The sequence below is a fragment of the Paenibacillus sp. VCA1 genome (genome assembly GCF_031583795.1).
Classification (GTDB): domain Bacteria; phylum Bacillota; class Bacilli; order Paenibacillales; family Paenibacillaceae; genus Paenibacillus_AQ; species Paenibacillus_AQ albilobatus.
In genome coordinates this window covers 243,337-261,790 of record NZ_JAVLSX010000009.1, presented here as the reverse complement: position 1 = coordinate 261,790, position 18,454 = coordinate 243,337, and the positions used below count along the sequence as shown (strand labels likewise).

The 18,454-nt window shown below is 56.0% G+C and carries 14 protein-coding genes; 2 read left to right on the top strand and 12 right to left on the bottom strand.

Annotated features, from left to right (window positions below):
• Window positions 1-230 precede the first annotated feature (230 nt).
• From RJP21_RS21335 to cysT, 3 genes are read right to left on the bottom strand one after another with little or no spacing between them, the layout of a single operon-like run.
• Window positions 231-1,295, bottom strand: a complete 1,065-nt coding sequence (locus RJP21_RS21335) for a sulfate/molybdate ABC transporter ATP-binding protein (RefSeq protein WP_160042723.1) — start codon at window positions 1,293-1,295, stop codon at window positions 231-233.
• 1 nt (window position 1,296) lies between these two features.
• Window positions 1,297-2,094, bottom strand: a complete 798-nt coding sequence (locus tag RJP21_RS21330) for a sulfate ABC transporter permease subunit (protein WP_310861084.1) — start codon at window positions 2,092-2,094, stop codon at window positions 1,297-1,299.
• The gene (cysT, locus tag RJP21_RS21325; protein WP_310861083.1) at window positions 2,091-2,906 is read right to left on the bottom strand and encodes a sulfate ABC transporter permease subunit CysT; all 816 of its coding nucleotides are present in this window, start codon (window positions 2,904-2,906) and stop codon (window positions 2,091-2,093) included. Before cysT ends, RJP21_RS21330 begins: the two co-directional genes overlap by 4 nt.
• A 300-nt stretch (window positions 2,907-3,206) precedes the next feature.
• On the opposite strand from cysT, the gene RJP21_RS21320 reads away from it, so the two are divergent.
• Window positions 3,207-3,608 carry a secondary thiamine-phosphate synthase enzyme YjbQ gene (locus tag RJP21_RS21320; RefSeq protein ID WP_160042726.1) on the top strand — a complete coding sequence of 134 codons (402 nt, stop codon included), beginning with the start codon at window positions 3,207-3,209 and terminating at the stop codon, window positions 3,606-3,608.
• Window positions 3,609-3,940: 332 nt separating this feature from the next.
• Here the strand turns inward: RJP21_RS21320 and RJP21_RS21315 are convergent, their stop codons facing one another.
• The 3 genes from RJP21_RS21315 to RJP21_RS21305 all read right to left on the bottom strand — a co-directional run bounded on the left by RJP21_RS21315 (window position 3,941) and on the right by RJP21_RS21305 (window position 6,623).
• Entirely contained in the window at window positions 3,941-4,525 is a 585-nt protein-coding gene (locus tag RJP21_RS21315) for a TetR/AcrR family transcriptional regulator (RefSeq protein WP_160042727.1), read from the bottom strand.
• Between the two features lie 5 nt (window positions 4,526-4,530).
• Complete coding sequence (locus RJP21_RS21310) at window positions 4,531-5,163, bottom strand: YigZ family protein (RefSeq protein ID WP_160042728.1); 633 nt, start codon at window positions 5,161-5,163, stop codon at window positions 4,531-4,533.
• A gap of 104 nt (window positions 5,164-5,267) precedes the next feature.
• Window positions 5,268-6,623 (bottom strand): glucose-6-phosphate isomerase, encoded by a 1,356-nt coding sequence (locus tag RJP21_RS21305; RefSeq protein ID WP_160042729.1) that lies wholly within the window; start codon window positions 6,621-6,623, stop codon window positions 5,268-5,270.
• A 240-nt stretch (window positions 6,624-6,863) separates the two neighbouring features.
• Here RJP21_RS21305 and RJP21_RS21300 point away from each other — a divergent pair, with 240 nt between their 5' ends.
• Window positions 6,864-7,763, top strand: coding sequence for an NAD(P)-dependent oxidoreductase (locus RJP21_RS21300; protein ID WP_310861082.1), 900 nt, complete (start codon window positions 6,864-6,866; stop codon window positions 7,761-7,763).
• Between the two features lie 178 nt (window positions 7,764-7,941).
• Here the strand turns inward: RJP21_RS21300 and ppnP are convergent, their stop codons facing one another.
• From ppnP to RJP21_RS21270, 6 genes are all read right to left on the bottom strand, one after another.
• Window positions 7,942-8,262, bottom strand: coding sequence for a pyrimidine/purine nucleoside phosphorylase (ppnP, locus tag RJP21_RS21295; RefSeq protein ID WP_310861081.1), 321 nt, complete (start codon window positions 8,260-8,262; stop codon window positions 7,942-7,944).
• A 56-nt stretch (window positions 8,263-8,318) separates the two neighbouring features.
• Entirely contained in the window at window positions 8,319-10,337 is a 2,019-nt protein-coding gene (gene tkt / locus RJP21_RS21290) for a transketolase (protein WP_310861080.1), read from the bottom strand.
• Window positions 10,338-11,609: 1,272 nt separating this feature from the next.
• A complete protein-coding gene (locus RJP21_RS21285; protein WP_310861079.1) occupies window positions 11,610-14,528 on the bottom strand; it encodes a VWA domain-containing protein in 2,919 nt (972 codons plus the stop codon).
• Entirely contained in the window at window positions 14,512-16,488 is a 1,977-nt protein-coding gene (locus tag RJP21_RS21280) for a vWA domain-containing protein (RefSeq protein ID WP_310861078.1), read from the bottom strand. The genes RJP21_RS21285 and RJP21_RS21280 overlap by 17 nt, the downstream gene beginning before the upstream one ends.
• A gap of 36 nt (window positions 16,489-16,524) precedes the next feature.
• Window positions 16,525-17,460: a DUF58 domain-containing protein gene (locus tag RJP21_RS21275; RefSeq protein WP_310861077.1), complete on the bottom strand. Its 936-nt coding sequence runs from the start codon at window positions 17,458-17,460 to the stop codon at window positions 16,525-16,527.
• Window positions 17,457-18,446 (bottom strand): AAA family ATPase, encoded by a 990-nt coding sequence (locus RJP21_RS21270; RefSeq protein WP_160042736.1) that lies wholly within the window; start codon window positions 18,444-18,446, stop codon window positions 17,457-17,459. The genes RJP21_RS21275 and RJP21_RS21270 overlap by 4 nt, the downstream gene beginning before the upstream one ends.
• Between the last annotated feature and the right edge of the window lie 8 nt (window positions 18,447-18,454).

The window sequence follows — 18,454 nt, the reverse complement described above, 5'->3', positions numbered from 1 at the left end:
TAAGAGAAATTTGGAGACAACAGCGATCGGAAGAACGATCCGTAACCGTAGCGGCCACATTGCACAATGTCCAGAATCAGGTGAAGCCAGGGAGCAATTACGCTCCGTAACCGTAGCTGCTACCGTGCACAATGTCCAGAACGAATTTCAGCATGGTGGCGGCGATCAATAGCGATCCTTAACCGCACGGCTTCATCGGGCCATCGCTACCCGCGTGAAAGCACCAATTTTTAAATCATCACCGGCATCGGATCCACCTTCAGCCGGTTCTCCTCCATCCAGCTCCGCTCCTCGTTAAACAAATATACGCGGTGCACCAGCACCCTTACATGCTGTCCCGGCGTCAGCGACGGCTTCTCCAGCGAGCGGTAGGTCATCAGCTTATGTCCGCCGACTTCCACCTCCACCATCCATTCGCTGCCGCGGAAATGAAGGCGGTGCACGACCCCTTCCTCCGTGGCGGAAGGCATCGTGAATTCATGGGCATCCCCAACTTCGATGTATTCGGGCCGAATGAGCGCGCGCGTTCCTGCGCCGGATCCCGCTTCCTCAAAGCCCCGAAGCTCCGACGCATCGTCGATGATCGTGGATTCCCCGATAAACGACGCGACGAAAGGCGTTTTCGGCTCTTTGTATATGTCCCAAGGCGTTCCTTTCTGCTCCAGGCGCCCCTGGTTCATGATCATGATTTCATCGGCGACCTCGATCGCCTCATCCTGGTCATGGGTCACGAAAATCGAGGTGATGCCCACGCGTTCGATCAGCTCGCGCAGCCAAGAGCGCAGCTCCTGCCTGATTTTGGCGTCGATCGCGGCAAAAGGCTCATCCAGCAGCAGCAACTGCGGCTCGGGAGCCAAAGCCCGCGCAAACGCGACGCGCTGCCGCTGCCCGCCGGACAGCTGATGGGGATAGCGCTTTTCAAAGCCGGACAGGCCGGTCAGCTCCACCAGTTCCATGACGCGTTCCTTCAAAACCGGCTTGGCGACCTTTTTCACCTTCAGCCCGAATGCGATATTGTCGTACACCGTCATATGCTTGAACAGCGCATAGTTTTGAAAAACGAAGCCGATCCCTCGCTCCTGCGGCAGCAGATTGGTGACCGGATCGCCGTGGAACAGAATCTCTCCGGCATCCGGCTGCTCCAGGCCGGCCAGCATTCTAAGCACCGACGTTTTGCCGCCGCCGCTTGGGCCGAGCAGCCCGATCAGATGGCCTTTCGCGATGTCAAAGCTCACGTCCTTGACGGCGTGGAAACTGCCAAAATGCTTGTTTAATCCGCGAACCTCAATATGCATGTCAGTGCACTCCCCTTCTTTTTTTCGCCCATTCCATCATAAGCATAAGCCCGATCGAAAATGCCGCCAGCACCAGCGCCGCCCCGTTGGCCGAAGTTACGTTGAAATTTTCGACATCCTGATAAATGAGGGTCGTCGCGGTTTGCGTCCGGTTGATGATATTGCCGGAAACGACCAGCACCGCGCCGAACTCCCCGAGCGCCCGGGCGATGGTCAGCACCACGCCGTAAATGACCGCCCAGCGGATCGACGGCCATGTCACCTTCCAGAACGTCGTCCAGCTGTAGGCGCCAAGCGTGGAAGCCGCCTCCTCCTGCTGCGTGCCGATTTCCTGTAGAACGGGCATCACCTCGCGCACCATGAGCGGAAACGTCACGAAGAGCGTCGCGATGACCATGCCTGGAAACGCATAAACGATTTTGAAGCCGATATGGTCGAAAAAGGCCCCCGCCGCGCTGCCCGGACCAAGCAGCAGGACGATCATCAGGCCACCGATGACGGGAGACACCGCGTATGGCAAATCGACAATGCTGTTCAGCAGCCTTCTCAGCCACCGGCTCATCCAGTTGCCGCGCACCAAGTAAACGGCCGTCATCATCCCAAGCAGCGTGTTCAGTATCGTCACCGTGACAACCACAAGCGCCGTCATCATAAAAGCATGCAAAGCCTCGGGCCGCGAAAGCGCGTCCCCAAGCGTGCCAAGTCCGCCGCTAAAGGCGGCCGTCGTCATTTTGGCCAGCGGGATGATCAGAAGTACGGTAAATACGGCATAGGTCAGTACGATCCACAGTTTATTCATTGATTTTTCCCCCGTGTCTGTACCCAGTTCACAACCCATAAAATGATGAACGACAACGTCAGCAGCAGCACCGACACCGCGGCCGCGCCAGCCGTATGGTCGCTTTCGACTTCCCCGTAAATATAAACGGAAGCGACCAGCGTCCTTCCAGGGATGTTCCCCGCCACGAGCACCACCGCGCCGAACTCCGCCAGCGCTCTGGAAAAAGCGAGCATCCCGCCGCTTATAATGCCGGGCAGCATCGAAGGCAGAACCACCTGAAAAAACACCCTAATTCCCGACGCGCCAAGCGTCCTTGCCGCTTCTTCCTCCGACGGATCAATCTCTTCCAGCAGCGGCTGCACCGCGCGGATCACGAACGGAAACGTCACGAACACCATCGCGATAATGATTGCCGGCGGGTGAAACACGATATCGAAGCCTAGCGCCCCTGCGGCTTTGCCGACCCAGCTTGCGGGTCCAAGCAGCAGCAGGATCATCAGCCCGCCCACGGCGGTCGGAAGCGCAAAAGGCAGATCCACCAGGCTGTTCAGCAGCGTTCTTCCCGGAAAACGGCAGCGCACCAGCACCCATCCGATCATCGTGCCGATCAGCATATTGGTGACGGCCGCGACCAAAGCCAGCCTGACCGTCAGCCAAACCGCCTTCCAGGCGATGGGATCGGTAACGCTCTCCGCAAACTGGCGCCAGCCTTCCGAAAGGGAATGATAATAGACGCCAAGCAAAGGAAGGATCACCAGCAGCAAAAAATATAAAAGCAGGGTGCTGCGGAACCCCCAGGTCCAGCCCTTATGTCGCAGCAATGTGTTCATACGGCTTTTTCCTCCCCGTCTGATTGAATCCGCGTGACGCAATGCGCCTATTGCGCGTATTGTACATATGTCATAAATATGGTTTCGGGATAAAATTTATTGAATTCCTATTTGTATACTCGGCTTTTACTTAAGAGATACTTTACCAAAAACTGTTTGTCATCGTCAATATGTAAGTTTGTATGGAATTTAGAAAATAATGTACAATGCGAAAGGAATCGAAAACGGCTGCGGCGAAGTGGTTAAGTTGCCGCAAAATCGCGGCTTGAAGGACAAGATAAACAAGAAAGGGGAATACCTATGCTGCACACGATCGAGCTGGCTACGGCCGGCCGCGACGAAATGAGGGATATTACGCGGGACATCCGCTCGCTGGTCCAAAAAAGCGGAGTGAAGGAAGGTACGGTGCTGGTTTATTGTCCGCATACGACCGCCGGAATCGCCATCAACGAAAACGCGGACCCGGACGTCAAACGGGACGTTTTGATGCGCCTGGACGAAGTGTATCCGTGGGAACATCCCAAATACCGCCACATGGAAGGGAACACGGCTTCCCATTTGAAGTCGATCACCTGCGGACCGTCCCAAACGGTCATCATTGCCGGAGGCGATCTCTTGCTCGGCCGCTGGCAGGGGATCTATTTTTGCGAATTCGACGGTCCCCGCCGCAGGCAGTGCCACGTTAAAATCATGCAGGGGTAGTTGAAGCAGGGCGTGCATGAGACAAGCCCGGCCAAAGCAAAACAAAACAGGCGTTGGGGTTCAGGCTTTTGTTCGCCTATCCCCTTCACCATCTCATCTGCATGTATCTGCTTTGACGCAATACCAATTCAGCGCTATAAAGCAATCATCCGTCAGGAGACGGCCGATTCACGAATTTTCCAATCTGCGGATACCGTTCTTTGTGGTTTGTCTTGATGGTACCCGTTCAGAAAGACGGCAGGCGTTTGCCAAAATATATTCGGGGCAGGTTCGCAAAAAAACGAACCACCCGCTTGCGAAACGGACATGCGGCATCGAACGGCCGATGCCTTTTACCGCAAGCATTCGCAGCATATTTTCACGTGCGCCAGCGCCGCGGGTTTCACTTCCTCAAAAGTGACCCGGTCCTGAATGTAATACGAGATGAACCCGTGCATGGACAAAAACAGTGTCAGCGGAAGATTCCGGCAGAATTCCTGGCCGTGCTTTTCCTCGCTCATATAGCGGCGAACGATGGAGGCAAACAGCTCCAGGCAGCGGCCCTGCTCCGTACGGCAGTAGGACAACAGCTCTTCGTCCCGGATCATGAACATAATCTCGTACTGGTACGGATGGTCCAGGCCAAAGCGGATAAACTCGAGCATGAGCTGCTCCACTTTGGTCAAGTCCTGCACCGGGGAAGCCTTGATGACCTTTTTCAGCTGGACCGCAAGATTGTTGAAATCCTCCACGACGATCGCGTAAAACAGCTCCGCCTTTTCCTTAAAATGATAATACAAGGAACCATGACTGTAACCTAAATGCTGACCTATACTGCGCATGGAGATGGCCCTGTAGCCCTTTGTGACGAACAAATGCCTGGCGGCCTCCAGAATCCTCTCCCTGGACAACTCCTGTTCCACTGCTCTTCTTGCCATAGACCTTATTCCCCTTCAATAAAATAAAGCTGCTCACCCTCCGTAATCAGGGATTGCCCCTGCGTCAGATCCACCATCCACGACACGAACGCGTCCTTCTCCGCATCGAGCGGCAGGCATTCCAGCGTTACTTTGTCCGTAAAACGTGTCTCTCCCATACGTACCTCTCGACCCCGAAGCTCATTTTCTACCTTGCCGAGCCACGTGTAATCTAATTCTACAAAAATTTGCCGATGAAGTACACGAGTAATCGCTTCCCCCGCCTCAATCGCCGCGACGGCCCCGTCCGTGTACGCGCGGATCAGTCCTCCGGCCCCGAGCAAAATGCCGCCGAAATAACGGGTAACGACGATCGCCACGTTTTTCAGCCCCTGGTTTTTGATAACCTCGAGGATCGGCTTGCCCGCGGTTCCGCTCGGTTCCCCGTCATCGGACTGCTTTTGGATTTCATCCCGTTCCCCGATCATGTAGGCAAAACAGTTATGGGTGGCGTTCCAATGCTTTTTCCGGATGTCCTCGATAAAAGCGTTTGCATCTTCCTCGTTTTCAACCGGCATGATATGTCCGATGAAACGCGATTTTTTGATAACGATTTCTTTTTCCCCGCTCTTGCGAACGGTACGGTAACGTTCAATCATTTCCTTTGGTACCCTTTCCCAGATTGGCAAGAAAGCAGTCCCCCGCTTTTTTTCAACCGGTGAACTGCTTCCTTCTGCCTTTTGTTCATTCTTAAGAGGTTTTGTTATTCAGAAAGTCTGGCTTCCAGATCGGCCTTTTCCTTTTCATAGCCTGGTTTGCCCAGCAATGCGAACATATTTTTCTTGTAAGCTTCAACGCCCGGCTGGTCGAATGGGTTCACGCCGGAGAGATATCCGCTGATGCCGCAAGCTTTTTCAAAGAAATAAACCAGGTATCCGAAAGAATAAGGAGTCAGATCCGGCACGGTTACGATCAAGTTCGGAACTTGTCCGTCGGTGTGTGCCAGCATCGTGCCCTGGAACGCCTTTTTGTTCACGAAATCCATCGTTTTGCCGGCGAGGAAGTTCAAGCCGTCCAGATCGTCCGGATCGCTTTCGATCGTAATTTCCTCAGTCACCTTGTCCACCTGAATGACGGTTTCGAAAATATTCCGGCTGCCTTCCTGAATGAATTGGCCCATGGAGTGCAGATCGGTGGAGAAATCGACGGAAGCAGGGTAAATGCCTTTGTAATCCTTGCCTTCGGATTCGCCGTAAAGCTGTTTCCACCATTCCGATACATAGTGCAGGGAAGGCTCATAGTTTACGAGAATTTCGATCGCTTTGCCTTTGCGGTACAGGGCGTTACGAACGGCGGCGTATTGGTAAGCTTCGTTTTCGGCAACGTTCGGGTTGCTGTATTCTTTGGCCGCGTCGGCAGCGCCTTTCATCATTTCTTCGATGTTGATGCCGGCCGTTGCGATTGGCAGAAGGCCTACCGCCGTCAGCACGGAATAACGTCCGCCTACGTCGTCCGGAATGACAAAGGACTCGTAACCTTCTTCGGTCGCAAGCTTTTTAAGCGCGCCTTTGGCTTGGTCGGTTGTTGCGTAAATGCGCTTCTTCGCTTCTTCTTTGCCGTATTTTTTCTCCAGTGCGGCGCGGAAAATGCGGAATGCGATGGCCGGTTCCGTCGTGGTACCGGATTTGGAGATCACGTTAACGGAGAAATCTTTGCCTTCAATCAGGTCGAGCAGATGGGTCACGTACGTCGAGCTGATGTTGTTGCCGGCAAAATAGATTTCAGGCGTTTTGCGTTTATCCTTCGGCAAGTAGTTGTAGAAGGAATGCGACAATGCTTCGATCGCCGCGCGTGCGCCAAGGTAGGAGCCGCCGATGCCGATGACGATCAGAACGTCGGAATCGCTTTGGATTTTGGCCGCCGCTTTTTGGATGCGGGCAAATTCCTCTTTATCGTAAGCGGTCGGCAGATCGATCCATCCGAGATAATCGGAGCCTGCGCCGCTTTTGTTGTGCAGCTGCTCGTGAGCCAGTCGGATCGGCTCTGCGAAATAATCCACTTCATGCTGGTTGACGAATGCAAGGGCTTTGCTGTAATCGAATTTCAACGGGTTTGACATTTGTCTGTACCTCCTGGTTTCATCTCTACTCCGCGCTCTAAAAAATAGCTTTAGAATAGGATACTTGAATTTCCTGCCGCTCGCAAGCACGAAAGAAAGCTCTTGAAAAAACGGCTCCTTGATGTGCCTGCTTGGGCTTCGTGGTAAAATAGTAAAAGCTTTTTTAAATTTTTCGGGATGCGTACCGGGCCTTTCGGTGCCGGCGCGCAGCGTCCCTCCACGAAAGAAAAGGTGAATACGATGCAAAAAATAGGTTTTATCGGACTGGGTACCATGGGAGCGCCGATGGCATCCAATCTGCTGAAAAAAGGCTACGAGGTGACCGTCTATAACCGCACGGCCGCGAAATGCGAACCGCTGATCGCGGAAGGCGCCTCATCGGCCGCAACACCGCGTGAAGCCGCCGCAGGCCGCGACGTCGTCATCACGATGGTCAGCAACGACGATTCGATTCGCGAAGTGTTTTACGGCGAAGACGGCATTTTGGGCTCGCTTCAGGCAGGCATGACCGTGATCGATTCGAGCACCATCTCCCCCGGACTCGTCAAGGAAGTCGCCGCTTCCGTTTCGGAGCTGGGCGCCCATTTCCTCGACGCGCCGGTAACCGGCAGCAAGCCTGCGGCGATCGAAGGCACGCTCGTATTTATGGTCGGAGGCGAGGCTTCCGTCTTGGAAAACGTCTCCGACATTTTGAATACCCTTGGCAAAAAGATCATCCATATGGGTCCAAACGGCAGCGGCTCCGTCGCCAAGCTGGCGCATAACACGATGGTCGGCATCAACAACCTCGCGCTCGCCGAAGGTTTCGCCATTGCCGCCAAATCCGGCATCCCGGCGGACAGTTTCCTCGAGCTGGTTCAGCTCGGTTCGGCGGGAAGCAAAGCGGCGGATCTGAAAGGCCGCAAAATCATCGAAGCCGATTTCAGCAACCAGTTTTCGCTGGCGCTTATGCTGAAGGACTTGAAGCTCGCTTCCTCCCTGACAGACGCTTCGGGCATCCCATCCCCGATGCTGAACATGGCCAAAAGCCTGTTCCAAGCCGGCCAAACGCAGGGGTACGGCGACGAGGACCTGTCGGCCGTCGTCAAATGCTACGAAGCCTGGATCGGACAAACGATCGGCGGCAAGCCGCTGGATTAAGTTTGACCCGTTCCTCCGCCGGTATGCATCGGAAGTTTCGGCACCCGCAGCTTGGATCCTGCAACAGGCTCATGAAAAGATGACTAAAAGGGTAAGGCTGCATCATGACGCAGTCTTACCCTTTTATTTTTATTCGTTTTTCGGATTCGGTCGCTCAACCTTTAAAAGGGGAGCGCCATCAAGCTTCCTCCGGATAGGAGCAGCAGTAGTCCGTTACGCTGAACACTTCCAGGGCGAATTTCGAACGGGCCGGCACATGGAACGTCAAAGGACCGTCAATGTCCTGCCAAGCTTCCTGACCCGGCAAAAGCACTTTAAGCTTGCCGGAAAGGATTTCCATGATCTCGGGACCGTCCGTACCGAATTCATACGTGCCCGGAAGCATAACGCCAAGCGTAACCTTGCTTCCGTCTTCCAAGATGACGGTCCGGCTCGTGACCTGACCGTCGTAATAAATATTCGCGGCTTTGACAACCGTCGCGTTGTTGAATTCCGACATGAATACCACTGCTCCTTATCCCATGAAACTTAGATTTGTGCCGATAGCGAAACGTATTAAAGCAGCGCTTTGACGCGTTTAACGACGTTTTCCACCGTAAATCCGTATTCTTTCATGACGACATCCCCAGGAGCGGATGCACCGAAGGTCGTGATGCCAAGGATATCGCCTTTGTCTCCGACGTAACGTTCCCAGCCGAAGGTTTGCGCCATTTCGACCGCAAGACGTGCTTTGACGTCAGGCAGGATGACGGAATCTTTGTAAGCCTGGTCTTGTTTTTCGAACAGATCCCAGCTCGGCATGCTGATAACGCGTACTTCAATGCCTTCTTTGGCGAGTTCTTCCTTGGCTTTAACGGCCAGTTGAACCTCGGAGCCTGTTGCGATGATTTGAGCAACCGGCTTGCCGTTTTTCGCATCGGATACGACGTAAGCGCCGCGCTTGATGCCTTCTCTTGCTTTTTCGGCGGTTCCTTCAAGGATCGGCAGGTTTTGGCGAGTCAGCACCAGCGCTACCGGATTTTCCTTGTTTTCGACCGCATAAGCCCATGCCGCGGACGTTTCGTTGCCGTCGGCCGGACGAATGACCGTCAATCCAGGGATAATGCGCAGGGAAGCGAGCTGTTCGATCGGCTCGTGGGTAGGTCCGTCTTCACCGACCGCGATGCTGTCATGCGTCAGCACGTAAGTCACAGGCAGTTTCATGATGGCGGACAAACGTACCGCAGGACGCAGATAGTCGGTAAATACGAAGAACGTACCGCCGAATGGCTTCAGTCCGCCGTGCAGCGCCATGCCGTTAATCGCAGCAGCCATGCCGAATTCGCGTACCCCGAAGTAAATGTTGCGGCCTTCGCGGCTTTCCGGCGTATAGTTCGCCTGACCGTTCAAGTGGGTCATTGTGGAGCTTTCCAGGTCGGCAGATCCGCCAAGCAGCTGAGGCACGTTGCCTACGAGTCCGTTCAAAGCATTGCCGGATGCCACGCGCGTGGATACGGCTTTGTCGCCTACAGCGTATTTCGGCAGGTCTTTATCCCAACCTTCCGGCAGGTCGCCGGCAACGGCTTTTTCGAATTGGGCCGCCAGTTCAGGATAAGCTTTTTTGTAAGCCGCAAACTGCTCGTCCCATTCCTTGTTCACTTTAATGCCATGTTCTTTTACTTTTGCAAAATGCTCGCGCACTTCTTCAGGTACATAGAAGTCTTCTTCGTATACCCATTTGTAGAATTCTTTGGTCAATTTTGCTTCTTCAGCGCCGAGCGGAGAACCGTGCGTACCGCCATGGCCGCCTTTGCCCTGCTTGTTCGGGCTTCCGTAACCGATGACCGTTTTCACTTCGATCAGGGTCGGTTTTTCCGTTTCGGCTTGCGCTTCGGAGATCGCCTTCTCGATTGCAGCCAAGTCGTTGCCGTCTTCAACGCGCAGCACTTGCCAGCCGTATGCTTCGAAACGTTTTGCCACGTTTTCGGAGAAGGACAGGTTCAGTTTGCCGTCGAGGGAAATGTCGTTGGAATCGTAAAGTACGACCAATTTGCCAAGCTTCAGGTGGCCGGCAAGGGAAGCCGCTTCGGAAGCTACGCCTTCCATCAGGTCGCCGTCGCCGCAAATGGCATAGGTGTAGTGGTCAACCACTTTGTATTGGTCTTTGTTGTAGGTAGCGGCCAGCTGCGTTTCGCCAAGCGCCATACCTACCGCCATCGCAATGCCTTGACCAAGAGGACCGGTTGTAGCGTCAACGCCGGCCGTATGTCCGAATTCAGGGTGGCCCGGAGTCAAGCTTCCCCATTGACGGAACCGTTTCAACTCTTCCATTGGAAGATCATATCCGCTCAGGTGCAGCAAGCTGTACAGCAGCATGGAGCCATGTCCTGCGGACAAAACGAAACGGTCGCGGTTAATCCAAGTCGGATTTTCCGGATTGTGGTTCATCGTTTTGGCGAACAATTGGTATCCCATTGGCGCAGAGCCCATTGGCATGCCGGGATGTCCGGAATTTGCCTTTTCGATGGCATCGATGGCGAGCGTACGGATGGTCGTAATCGACAGGTTATCGATTGTCTGATTTTTTTCAGTCATGTGTATCCTCCTTAAGGGTTTTCGATGAATAAAGCCAGCGGCGCCAAATCGCGTACCCGGGCAAACGCTGCGATAACACGACAAAAGAAAGCGCAAAAGCCTTCTCCCGCTTACGGATTTATAAGAAGCTCCGCTTGAATGTTTCATTTTGACTTATTGTAACACTTGGCAGTCTTCTTTTCCATATCCTTTATCACCATTCCCTGCAGCGAACTTCATTATGCGGCAACAATTGACAGCGGGCCGAAGATTGCAAAATCGTAATATACCGCGCGTTAAAGCGGTCACATTCAGCTTGGCGCGCCTTATCTTAATGCACAACATTTGTCATAAATTTTTTTGCCCGAAGGGGTCTCCGCTAGAAGTTTAAGGGGATAAGCTGGAGTGATTCGTCTTCCGGGATGCGTCCGGCACGAATCATGGGGACGGTCTTCGGCCTGCAGGCGAGATCGTCCATCTTGCAAAAGAAAAAGGACTCTCGGACGAGGCCCTTATGGTATAACATGGATGTACATACACGCCTTGAGTGGACGCACCCTCCGAAAGGAGGCGATGCGATGAACATTTCGTTCGGTGAAGTGCTTACCTTCGGGTTATTCCTGTTGGCTTTGCTGACTTACATCGATAAACGAAAGTAACCCACTCATAGGTTGTCGCCAAAGTGGGTTACTTCTTCCGTCAGATCATAATCCTGGAGGGGATTCCCACTCAAGATGTTTGTACAAAGGACGGTTGGCACACCGTCCTTATTTATTGTTATCTTAGCATGTGGAGAAAAATACCTCAAGCCGCTTCTTAGGTTCGGTTCGCGGCGCACATGATGAATGGTACGAAAAAAACACCATCGAACGTCAGTTCCTATGGTATAATATGGATTGTACATACACACCTTGAGTGGACGCACCCTCCGGAAGGAGGTGATGCGATGAACATTTCGTTCGGTGAAGTGCTTACCTTCGGGTTATTCCTGTTGGCTTTGCTGACTTACATCGATAAACGAAAGTAACCCACTCATAGGTCGTTGCCAAAGTGGGTTACTATTTCCGGGTTATACATCATCCTGGAGGGAAATCCCGCTCAAGATGTTTGTACTGAGGACGGTCGGCATACCGTCCTTGTTTATTGTTATCTTAACATGTGGATAAAAATACCTCAAGTCAACTTTTGTCCGATTGGACGTCGCCTTCTTTAGGATTGGGCATAAGCGCTGTCGGCTTTCAGTTGGGCCAGCAGCGCTTACGCCCTTAGCTCTGCCTTTTTGGCGGCGCTTAGCTAACGCGGATTGCGTTTGCGCGCGGCCAGCAGGCGATCCATCGCTGCGGACCGCTCATCCTGCGGCGGCTTCGGTTCGGCCGCCGCCGGTTTGCCCGGCCCCGCCGCAGGCGGCCGGGCCGCTTCCCGCCCGCGCACGCCGGCATGGCTCTGCGCCGCGGGGCGGGCCTCGGAAGCCGGACGCTCCGCTCCGGCTTCGGGTTTCCCGGCGCGTGCCTGCGGCTGCGCCGGTTCCGGCGGCGGCGCGGCGGAGCCGCCGCCGTAAAAGGCCGCCGCGCGCTGCTTACGCGCGGCAAGCCTGCCCAGGCCGGCGTCCGGGGCCTCCGCCCCGCCGGCCGGCTGCGGCCGCCTGCGCAGCGCGGCGGCTAGGCGTGCGCCGAGCCGGCCCCATGGGAGGGCCAGGCGGCGCACGGCGATGTCGGCGACCCATAAAATCAGGGCCGCCGCCAGCAGCGCATGGCCGAGGTCATGCAGCTGCCGGCTCGGGCGAGGAGCAGCGGCAAACAGCTCCTCCGGCCGATCCCAGGACAGCACGCGCCCGCCGGTCATTTCGGCGAGACGCTTCAGCTCCTGGTCCGCGTCGCCTGTTTCGATCCGGTATTCGGGAGAATACGGAACGATCAGGCCGGTAGGCATGGCGACGCTTTTTCCGCCGCCGTCTTCCAGCGTCAGCAGGAAGGAGCCCGGCTGATCCACCGTCATTTCCCCGCTGTAGGTTCCCGGCGATTCCTGAACCAGATCGGTTTTCACCGGCTGAAGCTGGTCGCCCGTCACGATCGCCTGCAGCTGCTCCGGTCCGGTTCCGTCCACGGCGCTGACTTCAAAGCGGACCTTGTTGCCTTCCACCTGGGTCTTCACTTCATATGGCGAAGCGGAAAACTGCGGGAAGGTCCATTTCACCATTTGCGTCAGCACGTTGGAAAAGGCGGGCCACGCCACCCAATCCTTCGACCATTTCCCCATCATGTCGCTTGTCCAGGCAACCGTGCGGCCCGAGCCGTATTGCCAGCGGGCAAGCAGCGGGTCCGGTTCGGGGCTTGCAAGCACGGTCTGCGCCGAAGGCTTGGGCGTCGTCGCCACGTAGCCGTAAATTTGCGGTACTCCGCCCTCGAAGAGCTTTCTCCAGTCGCCCGGTTCCTGCATGGCCGGCACAAAAGGCTTGTCCACGATGTACGATTTCGAGATCATGGCCGCTTCGCGGCTGAAAATCGCCGGGATCGTCGTTTCGTCCTGCGCCATGTAAAAACGTCCCTTGGCCCCTTCCGCAAGCGTCTGAAGCAGATTCACGTCCGCGTCGCCGCCGACGGCTACCGTGGACATCGTAATTTTGGCGTCGTTCATTTGATCCAGCAGAGGCCCGTATCCGCCGTTTCCGGCGGACTGCCCGTCCGTCATCAGGATGATATGCTTGCGTTGGGCCTGGATCTTCAGCATTTCCTCCACGGCAGAGGCTGCGGCGGGGTAAATATCCGTTCCCCCGTCGCTTTGGATCGATTGGATTTCATCGATCACTTCCTGTTTTTTATTATCGAGCCGCATCGGGGGAACGACCCACCAATTATAGGTGTCGAAAGCCAACACGCCTACGGTGTCTTTGGACCGTAACATTTCCACGGTGCGGATCGCGGCTTCCTTGGTCATCTCCATTTTGTCGCCGGACATGCTGCCCGAGCGGTCGATGACGAGGATCAGCCCCAGCGACGGGATCTGCCTTTTCCCTTCCAGCTCCATCGATACGGGCAAAGCCCGTTCGATCGGCGTTTTGAAATAACCGCCCATGCCGAAGGATTCCTCGCCGCCGACCATCATAAAGCCAATGCCGTAGCTTTTTACCGCTTGCTCGATCATCTCCATCCGGCGTTCCCCGACCTGGTCTCCGGATACGTTGTTGAAAATGATCGAATCGTACGCGGCATATTTCGCCAGCTCGCTAGGGAGCAGCGCAGGACTCGGCATGATTTCATACTGCACAAGCCCCGATGACAGGGCGGCGGCAATATTCCCCGAGGTCCCCTTTTTCCCTTCGACGATGAGCACCTTCGGCGGGCCGTCCACGCGGGTAAACGCATAACCGGCATTGTTCGCCGACTGGCTGTCGCCGTTCATGAAGATTTCCGCCCGGTACCGGTGCAGTCCGGTCTTTTTCGCGAGCGCTTTGACGGCAAACCGGTTTTCGCCTGCGGCGATGTCGACCGTTTCCCTTCCGATTTCCCGGCTGTCTTCATAAAGCCTCAGTTCGCCGCGGCCTTTGTAGGTGCTCCGCACGAGCACTTCGATCGAAAAAGATTCGGCTTGGTACAGCTTATGGGGCACGGTTACTTCTTCGACCGATACATCCTCGATTTGCCTGGAAGGCGAAGGCAAAACGTCGACGGGAATCCCCCGGTCCTTCAACATCCTTCCGGCAGCCAGCATGCTGCCGACGTTTTCCTTGCCGTCGCTGATCAGCACGATCCTGGAATCGGAACGGCCGTCCAGCAGGTTCCCGGCCAGCATAAGGCCGGATTCCAGATTGGTGAAATCCGGGTTTCCGGCGGCGTTGAGCCGGAAAGGATCCGGCAGCCGGTTCAGCAGCTTCTGCTCATAGGATGCCTGAAGCGACGAAGATACGACGCCGACGGTGTCCTTTTCTTTTTTTGCTCCCGCCGATTTCTGCATCCAATCTTCCGCCTGGCCGGCTTCCGGCATGCTTGCGGACCGGTCCACGACGTACACGACCTTTTTTTGTTCAAGAACCGTATAAGACTGCAAGCCGGAGAGCGCCAGCACCAGCAGCAACAGAATGACGGAGCGGAACGTCACGGCTCCGGTTTTTCGCGCCCCCGACAGCCGGAAATCCGATTTGTAGGCGTACAGCATAAACGCCGCGAGCGGAATAAGCAGAAGCAGCAGCCAAGGATGGTTAAATTGAACGCCCACGCTGGTACACCCCCCATTCCACGAGAATGATGAGCAGGGCCAGGCACGAAAGCAGCGTCACGAGCGGCATCTGGCGCCGCTCCCCGCCGCTGTTGGCGGCTGCCGCTTCAACCGCCCTGCTTGCGGCCGTGCCGTTTCCGTCCGCGGCTTGGCCGATGGCGGCAAGCTTCGCATTCGGTTCGCCCCGCTTCACTTCAAAAGGGTCCGCCGAAGATTCGGCGAAATACCCGGTCGTTTGCCCTTCCCGGTTCTGCTGCTCGAATACGTACAACCCCGGTACCGGAGGCATTTGCTGCAGCGCGTTGATCCCTTTTTCGCCGGCTTCGGCCTTGATTTCCGGAACCTTCAGTTTTTGGGCTAAGCCGTCTTTGGCAATCCACCGGGCTGAAACCGTATCGGCAGCGATCGGGATTTCCACCCTTGTCCCCGCCGTGTGGCGCCCCAGATTTTTGCCTCCGCTCCCCGTCAGCCAGGATACCGCCTCGTGAACCACGATCGGGAATTCGGCCGACAGCGGAAAATCCGTGTCCTCCAAATCGAATAAAAACGATAAGCGCAACTGCCCGTTGGCGGTTCCCGCGATAACCGCGGGATGGCCGTCGATGCTGACGATCGGGGTCGCCCAATCCGGGAGCGGACGGTTCAAGAGGCTGCCGATATACACCCCGTTATAACTCGCGTACCGGTTTACCGGATGATTTTCAAGCTTCGGCTGGCCGCCGCTTACGTCCATTTTGCCGTCACTGCCTCCAACCGTCCATACCGGCGTGCGGTCGATCAGTTTCTGCCAGTCTCCCTGGGCCGCAAAAGAAGGCGTCTGCCCGTCAATGACGATCAGGTTAGGCGCGTTTTCGGGAACGGCTGCGACGGCCGTGCCGGGTTCACCGGAAACGGATGCCCCGCCTTCGTTCCCGGTCAACGTCATTTTGACCACTTCGGCGCCCGTCAACTGCAGAGCTTTTTCCAGAAACAGGTTCCCCCGGGTCAACAGCAAAATCCGCGGCGATTCGTTTCGCTGCAAAAACGCGTACGCTTCATTGTCGGCGGCGTAATCGTCCTGCCCCTCAAGCTCGGCCCGATATACCTCCGCATCCGGAACATTCCGGAACGTGAGCGTAACGGTTTCTCCCGGTTTCATTCGGGCGGTTTCCGTTTGCAGCAGCTTGCCGTCGCCGTACATATTGACGTTCGCCTCTTTCGCGGCGCCGCCGCCGTTGTTCACCACGGCCACCGCCGTCTTTCCGTCCGCTCCGTCTTTGACGCCGAATTGCTGCAGCGCAAGGTTAGAGCCTGTATGTGCGTCCGTTTTCATGACCTTCACCGGAACGTGAAACGGAATCGAATCCGGATTGCCTCTCCACTGCCCGTCGGTGAACACGACAACCTCGGCGTCCGTCTCGTCACGGGTCAAGGCCGAAGCAAGAGACAGCGTTTCGTCGTAGGCGGCCCTGCCGTAATAGATCTGAAGTGAATCGACGGCTTCCAAGGCACGGCTGCGATCTTTTTCCCGGGAAATAACCACGTTCGGCTCCGCATTCATGCTAAGCAGCGTAATATCGCTATCCTTTGCTTCCTGCCGCAAATAATCCTTTATCATTCGCTTCATCTGCCCGAGACTCTCCTCGGCGGTTTCTCCGCGGCCGGTGCTTATAGTTGCGCCCATGCTTCCCGACGTATCCGCAACCAGCACGACATGCCCTTTTCCGCCGTCCGGCGCCCACCAGTAAGGTTTCATCAGCGCAAAAACAAGCACGGCTGCGACAAGCAGCTGAAGCCAAAGAAGGAGCCTGTTTTGCAGCTTTTGCCACGGCCGGTTGGCCTCCAGGTTCTTCATGACCCGCTGCCACAACAGATGGCTTGGCACTTTGGTGTCGATAAACTTGCGTTTCAGCAAATACATCGCCAAAATCGCCGGTATACTCAAACCGAACCAAAGGCCAAGCCATGAACCGATCCCCACTCGGATTCCTCCTCCCCCATTATGATTTAAGGCCGGTTATGCCTGTACCAAACCCGAGCCCGCAAATACGCCGAACACCGCTTCCTGCAGCGTCATGCCGCTGGAAACCGCCGCATAGGAAATGCCGCGCTCCGAGGCGATTTTATGAAGCTCGTTCCGGTACAGCTCCAGCTCCTCACGGTAACGTTCAAGCACGCGGCCGGTGATCGCAACCTCCTTGCCGGTGTTCAGCTCGCTGTCCACAAGCCGCAAATCGCCGCTAAGCTCCGGATCGATTTCCTCCGGCGAAAGCACGTGCACCAAAACAACTTCCTGACCGGCGCTAGCCAGGCGGGAAAGCGCGTTTCCGGCCTGTTCGGCGCCTTCGGCAAGCCAAAAGTCGGAAAAAATCCAGGTCATTCCTTTCAGCCGCGGCATCGCCCCGGGTTGTGCGAGCGCAGCCGCAAGGCTGCCTTCCCCGCCCGAAGGCATGTCCTGTAAAAATTGAAACATCCGCAAGGCCGCTCCTTTTCCCCGCAAAATGGGCAAACGGCCGTCCAGCCCGTCGCTGTAGCAGCTGACCGCCACCCGCTCGTATGAACAAAGCGCAATGTAACCGATGCTGGCTGCAAGCTTTTTCGCAAAAAGCAGCTTATTTTCTCCCGCCTTTCGGCTTACATTTCCGTCCGATCCGGATGCGCCGCCAAAGTCCATCGAAGCCGAACAATCCACGTAAAGGCTCACCATCAGTTCCTGTTCGTCCATAAACTGCCGTACAAACGGTTTTCCGGTCCGGGAATAGACGCCCCAGTCAAAGCGGCGGATGTCGTCGCCGGGCGTATAGGAACGATAATCGGCAAATTCCAGGGAAGAACCGAGCCGGCTGGAACGCCTTTTGCCTTGAAGCGTGCCCGCCACTCTCCTGCCGGAACCGAGCGTAAGCCTTTCAAGGCGCGCCATCCAGTCCGAAGGCAACAGATGGGTGCCGGTCATGGCCGCCCTCCGAGCGCCTGCAGCATTTCCCCGATGATCTGATCGGTCGTGACGCCGAGCGCCTGTCCCTCGAAATTCAAAAAGATCCGGTGCCGCAGCGCAGGCACGGCTACCGCGTTAATGTCGCTTTGCGCCAAATGCATTCTTCCCTGACAAACCGCCCGCACTTTGCCGGTCGATATGATCGACTGAATCCCGCGCGGCCCGGAGCCGAAACGCACGTATTTTTTTACGCCTTCCGGCGCGGAAGCCTCCTCAGGATGCGACATCATGAGCAGTCTGGCGGCATAATCCAGCACCTCGTCCGCAACCAGGACTTCCCGTGCCCCATGCTGAATCTCCAGAAGCTCCTCCGGTCCGGCCTGCTTCGCGATCGACGGCGCTTGATTGGAGGTTGTCCGTTTCACGATTTCCTTCAGCTCGTCGGCGCTTGGATAAGGCACAAGGATTTTGAGGAGGAAACGGTCCAGCTGCGCTTCCGGCAGCGGGTAGGTTCCCTCGTTTTCGAGCGGGTTTTGCGTCGCCAGGACGAAAAAGGGATTGGGCAAACGATGCGTCTCGCTGCCGACCGTCACCGTTTTTTCCTGCATCGCCTCCAGCAGCGCGCTTTGCGTCTTGGGCGTAGCGCGGTTGATTTCGTCCGCCAGCACGATGCTGCTGAACAACGGCCCGCGCTGAAACGTCATGCCCGTCTCGCCTTGCTTGCCGAACGACAGAATCTGGGTCCCCGTAATGTCGCTCGGCATCAAGTCGGGCGTAAACTGAATGCGGGAGAAGGACAGCTCCAGCGTGTCGGCAATGGTGCGGACAAGCATCGTTTTCCCGAGTCCCGGAATTCCTTCCAGCAGCGCATGACCTCCCGCAAAAATGCACCAAAGCATTTGTTCGACGACCTCCTGCTGTCCGACGATGACTTCGCCGATTTGGCCGCGCACCCGCGCAATCGTTTCTTTCCAGGCCTCAGGCTGGATGATAGTTTCCTGCATCTTCATGC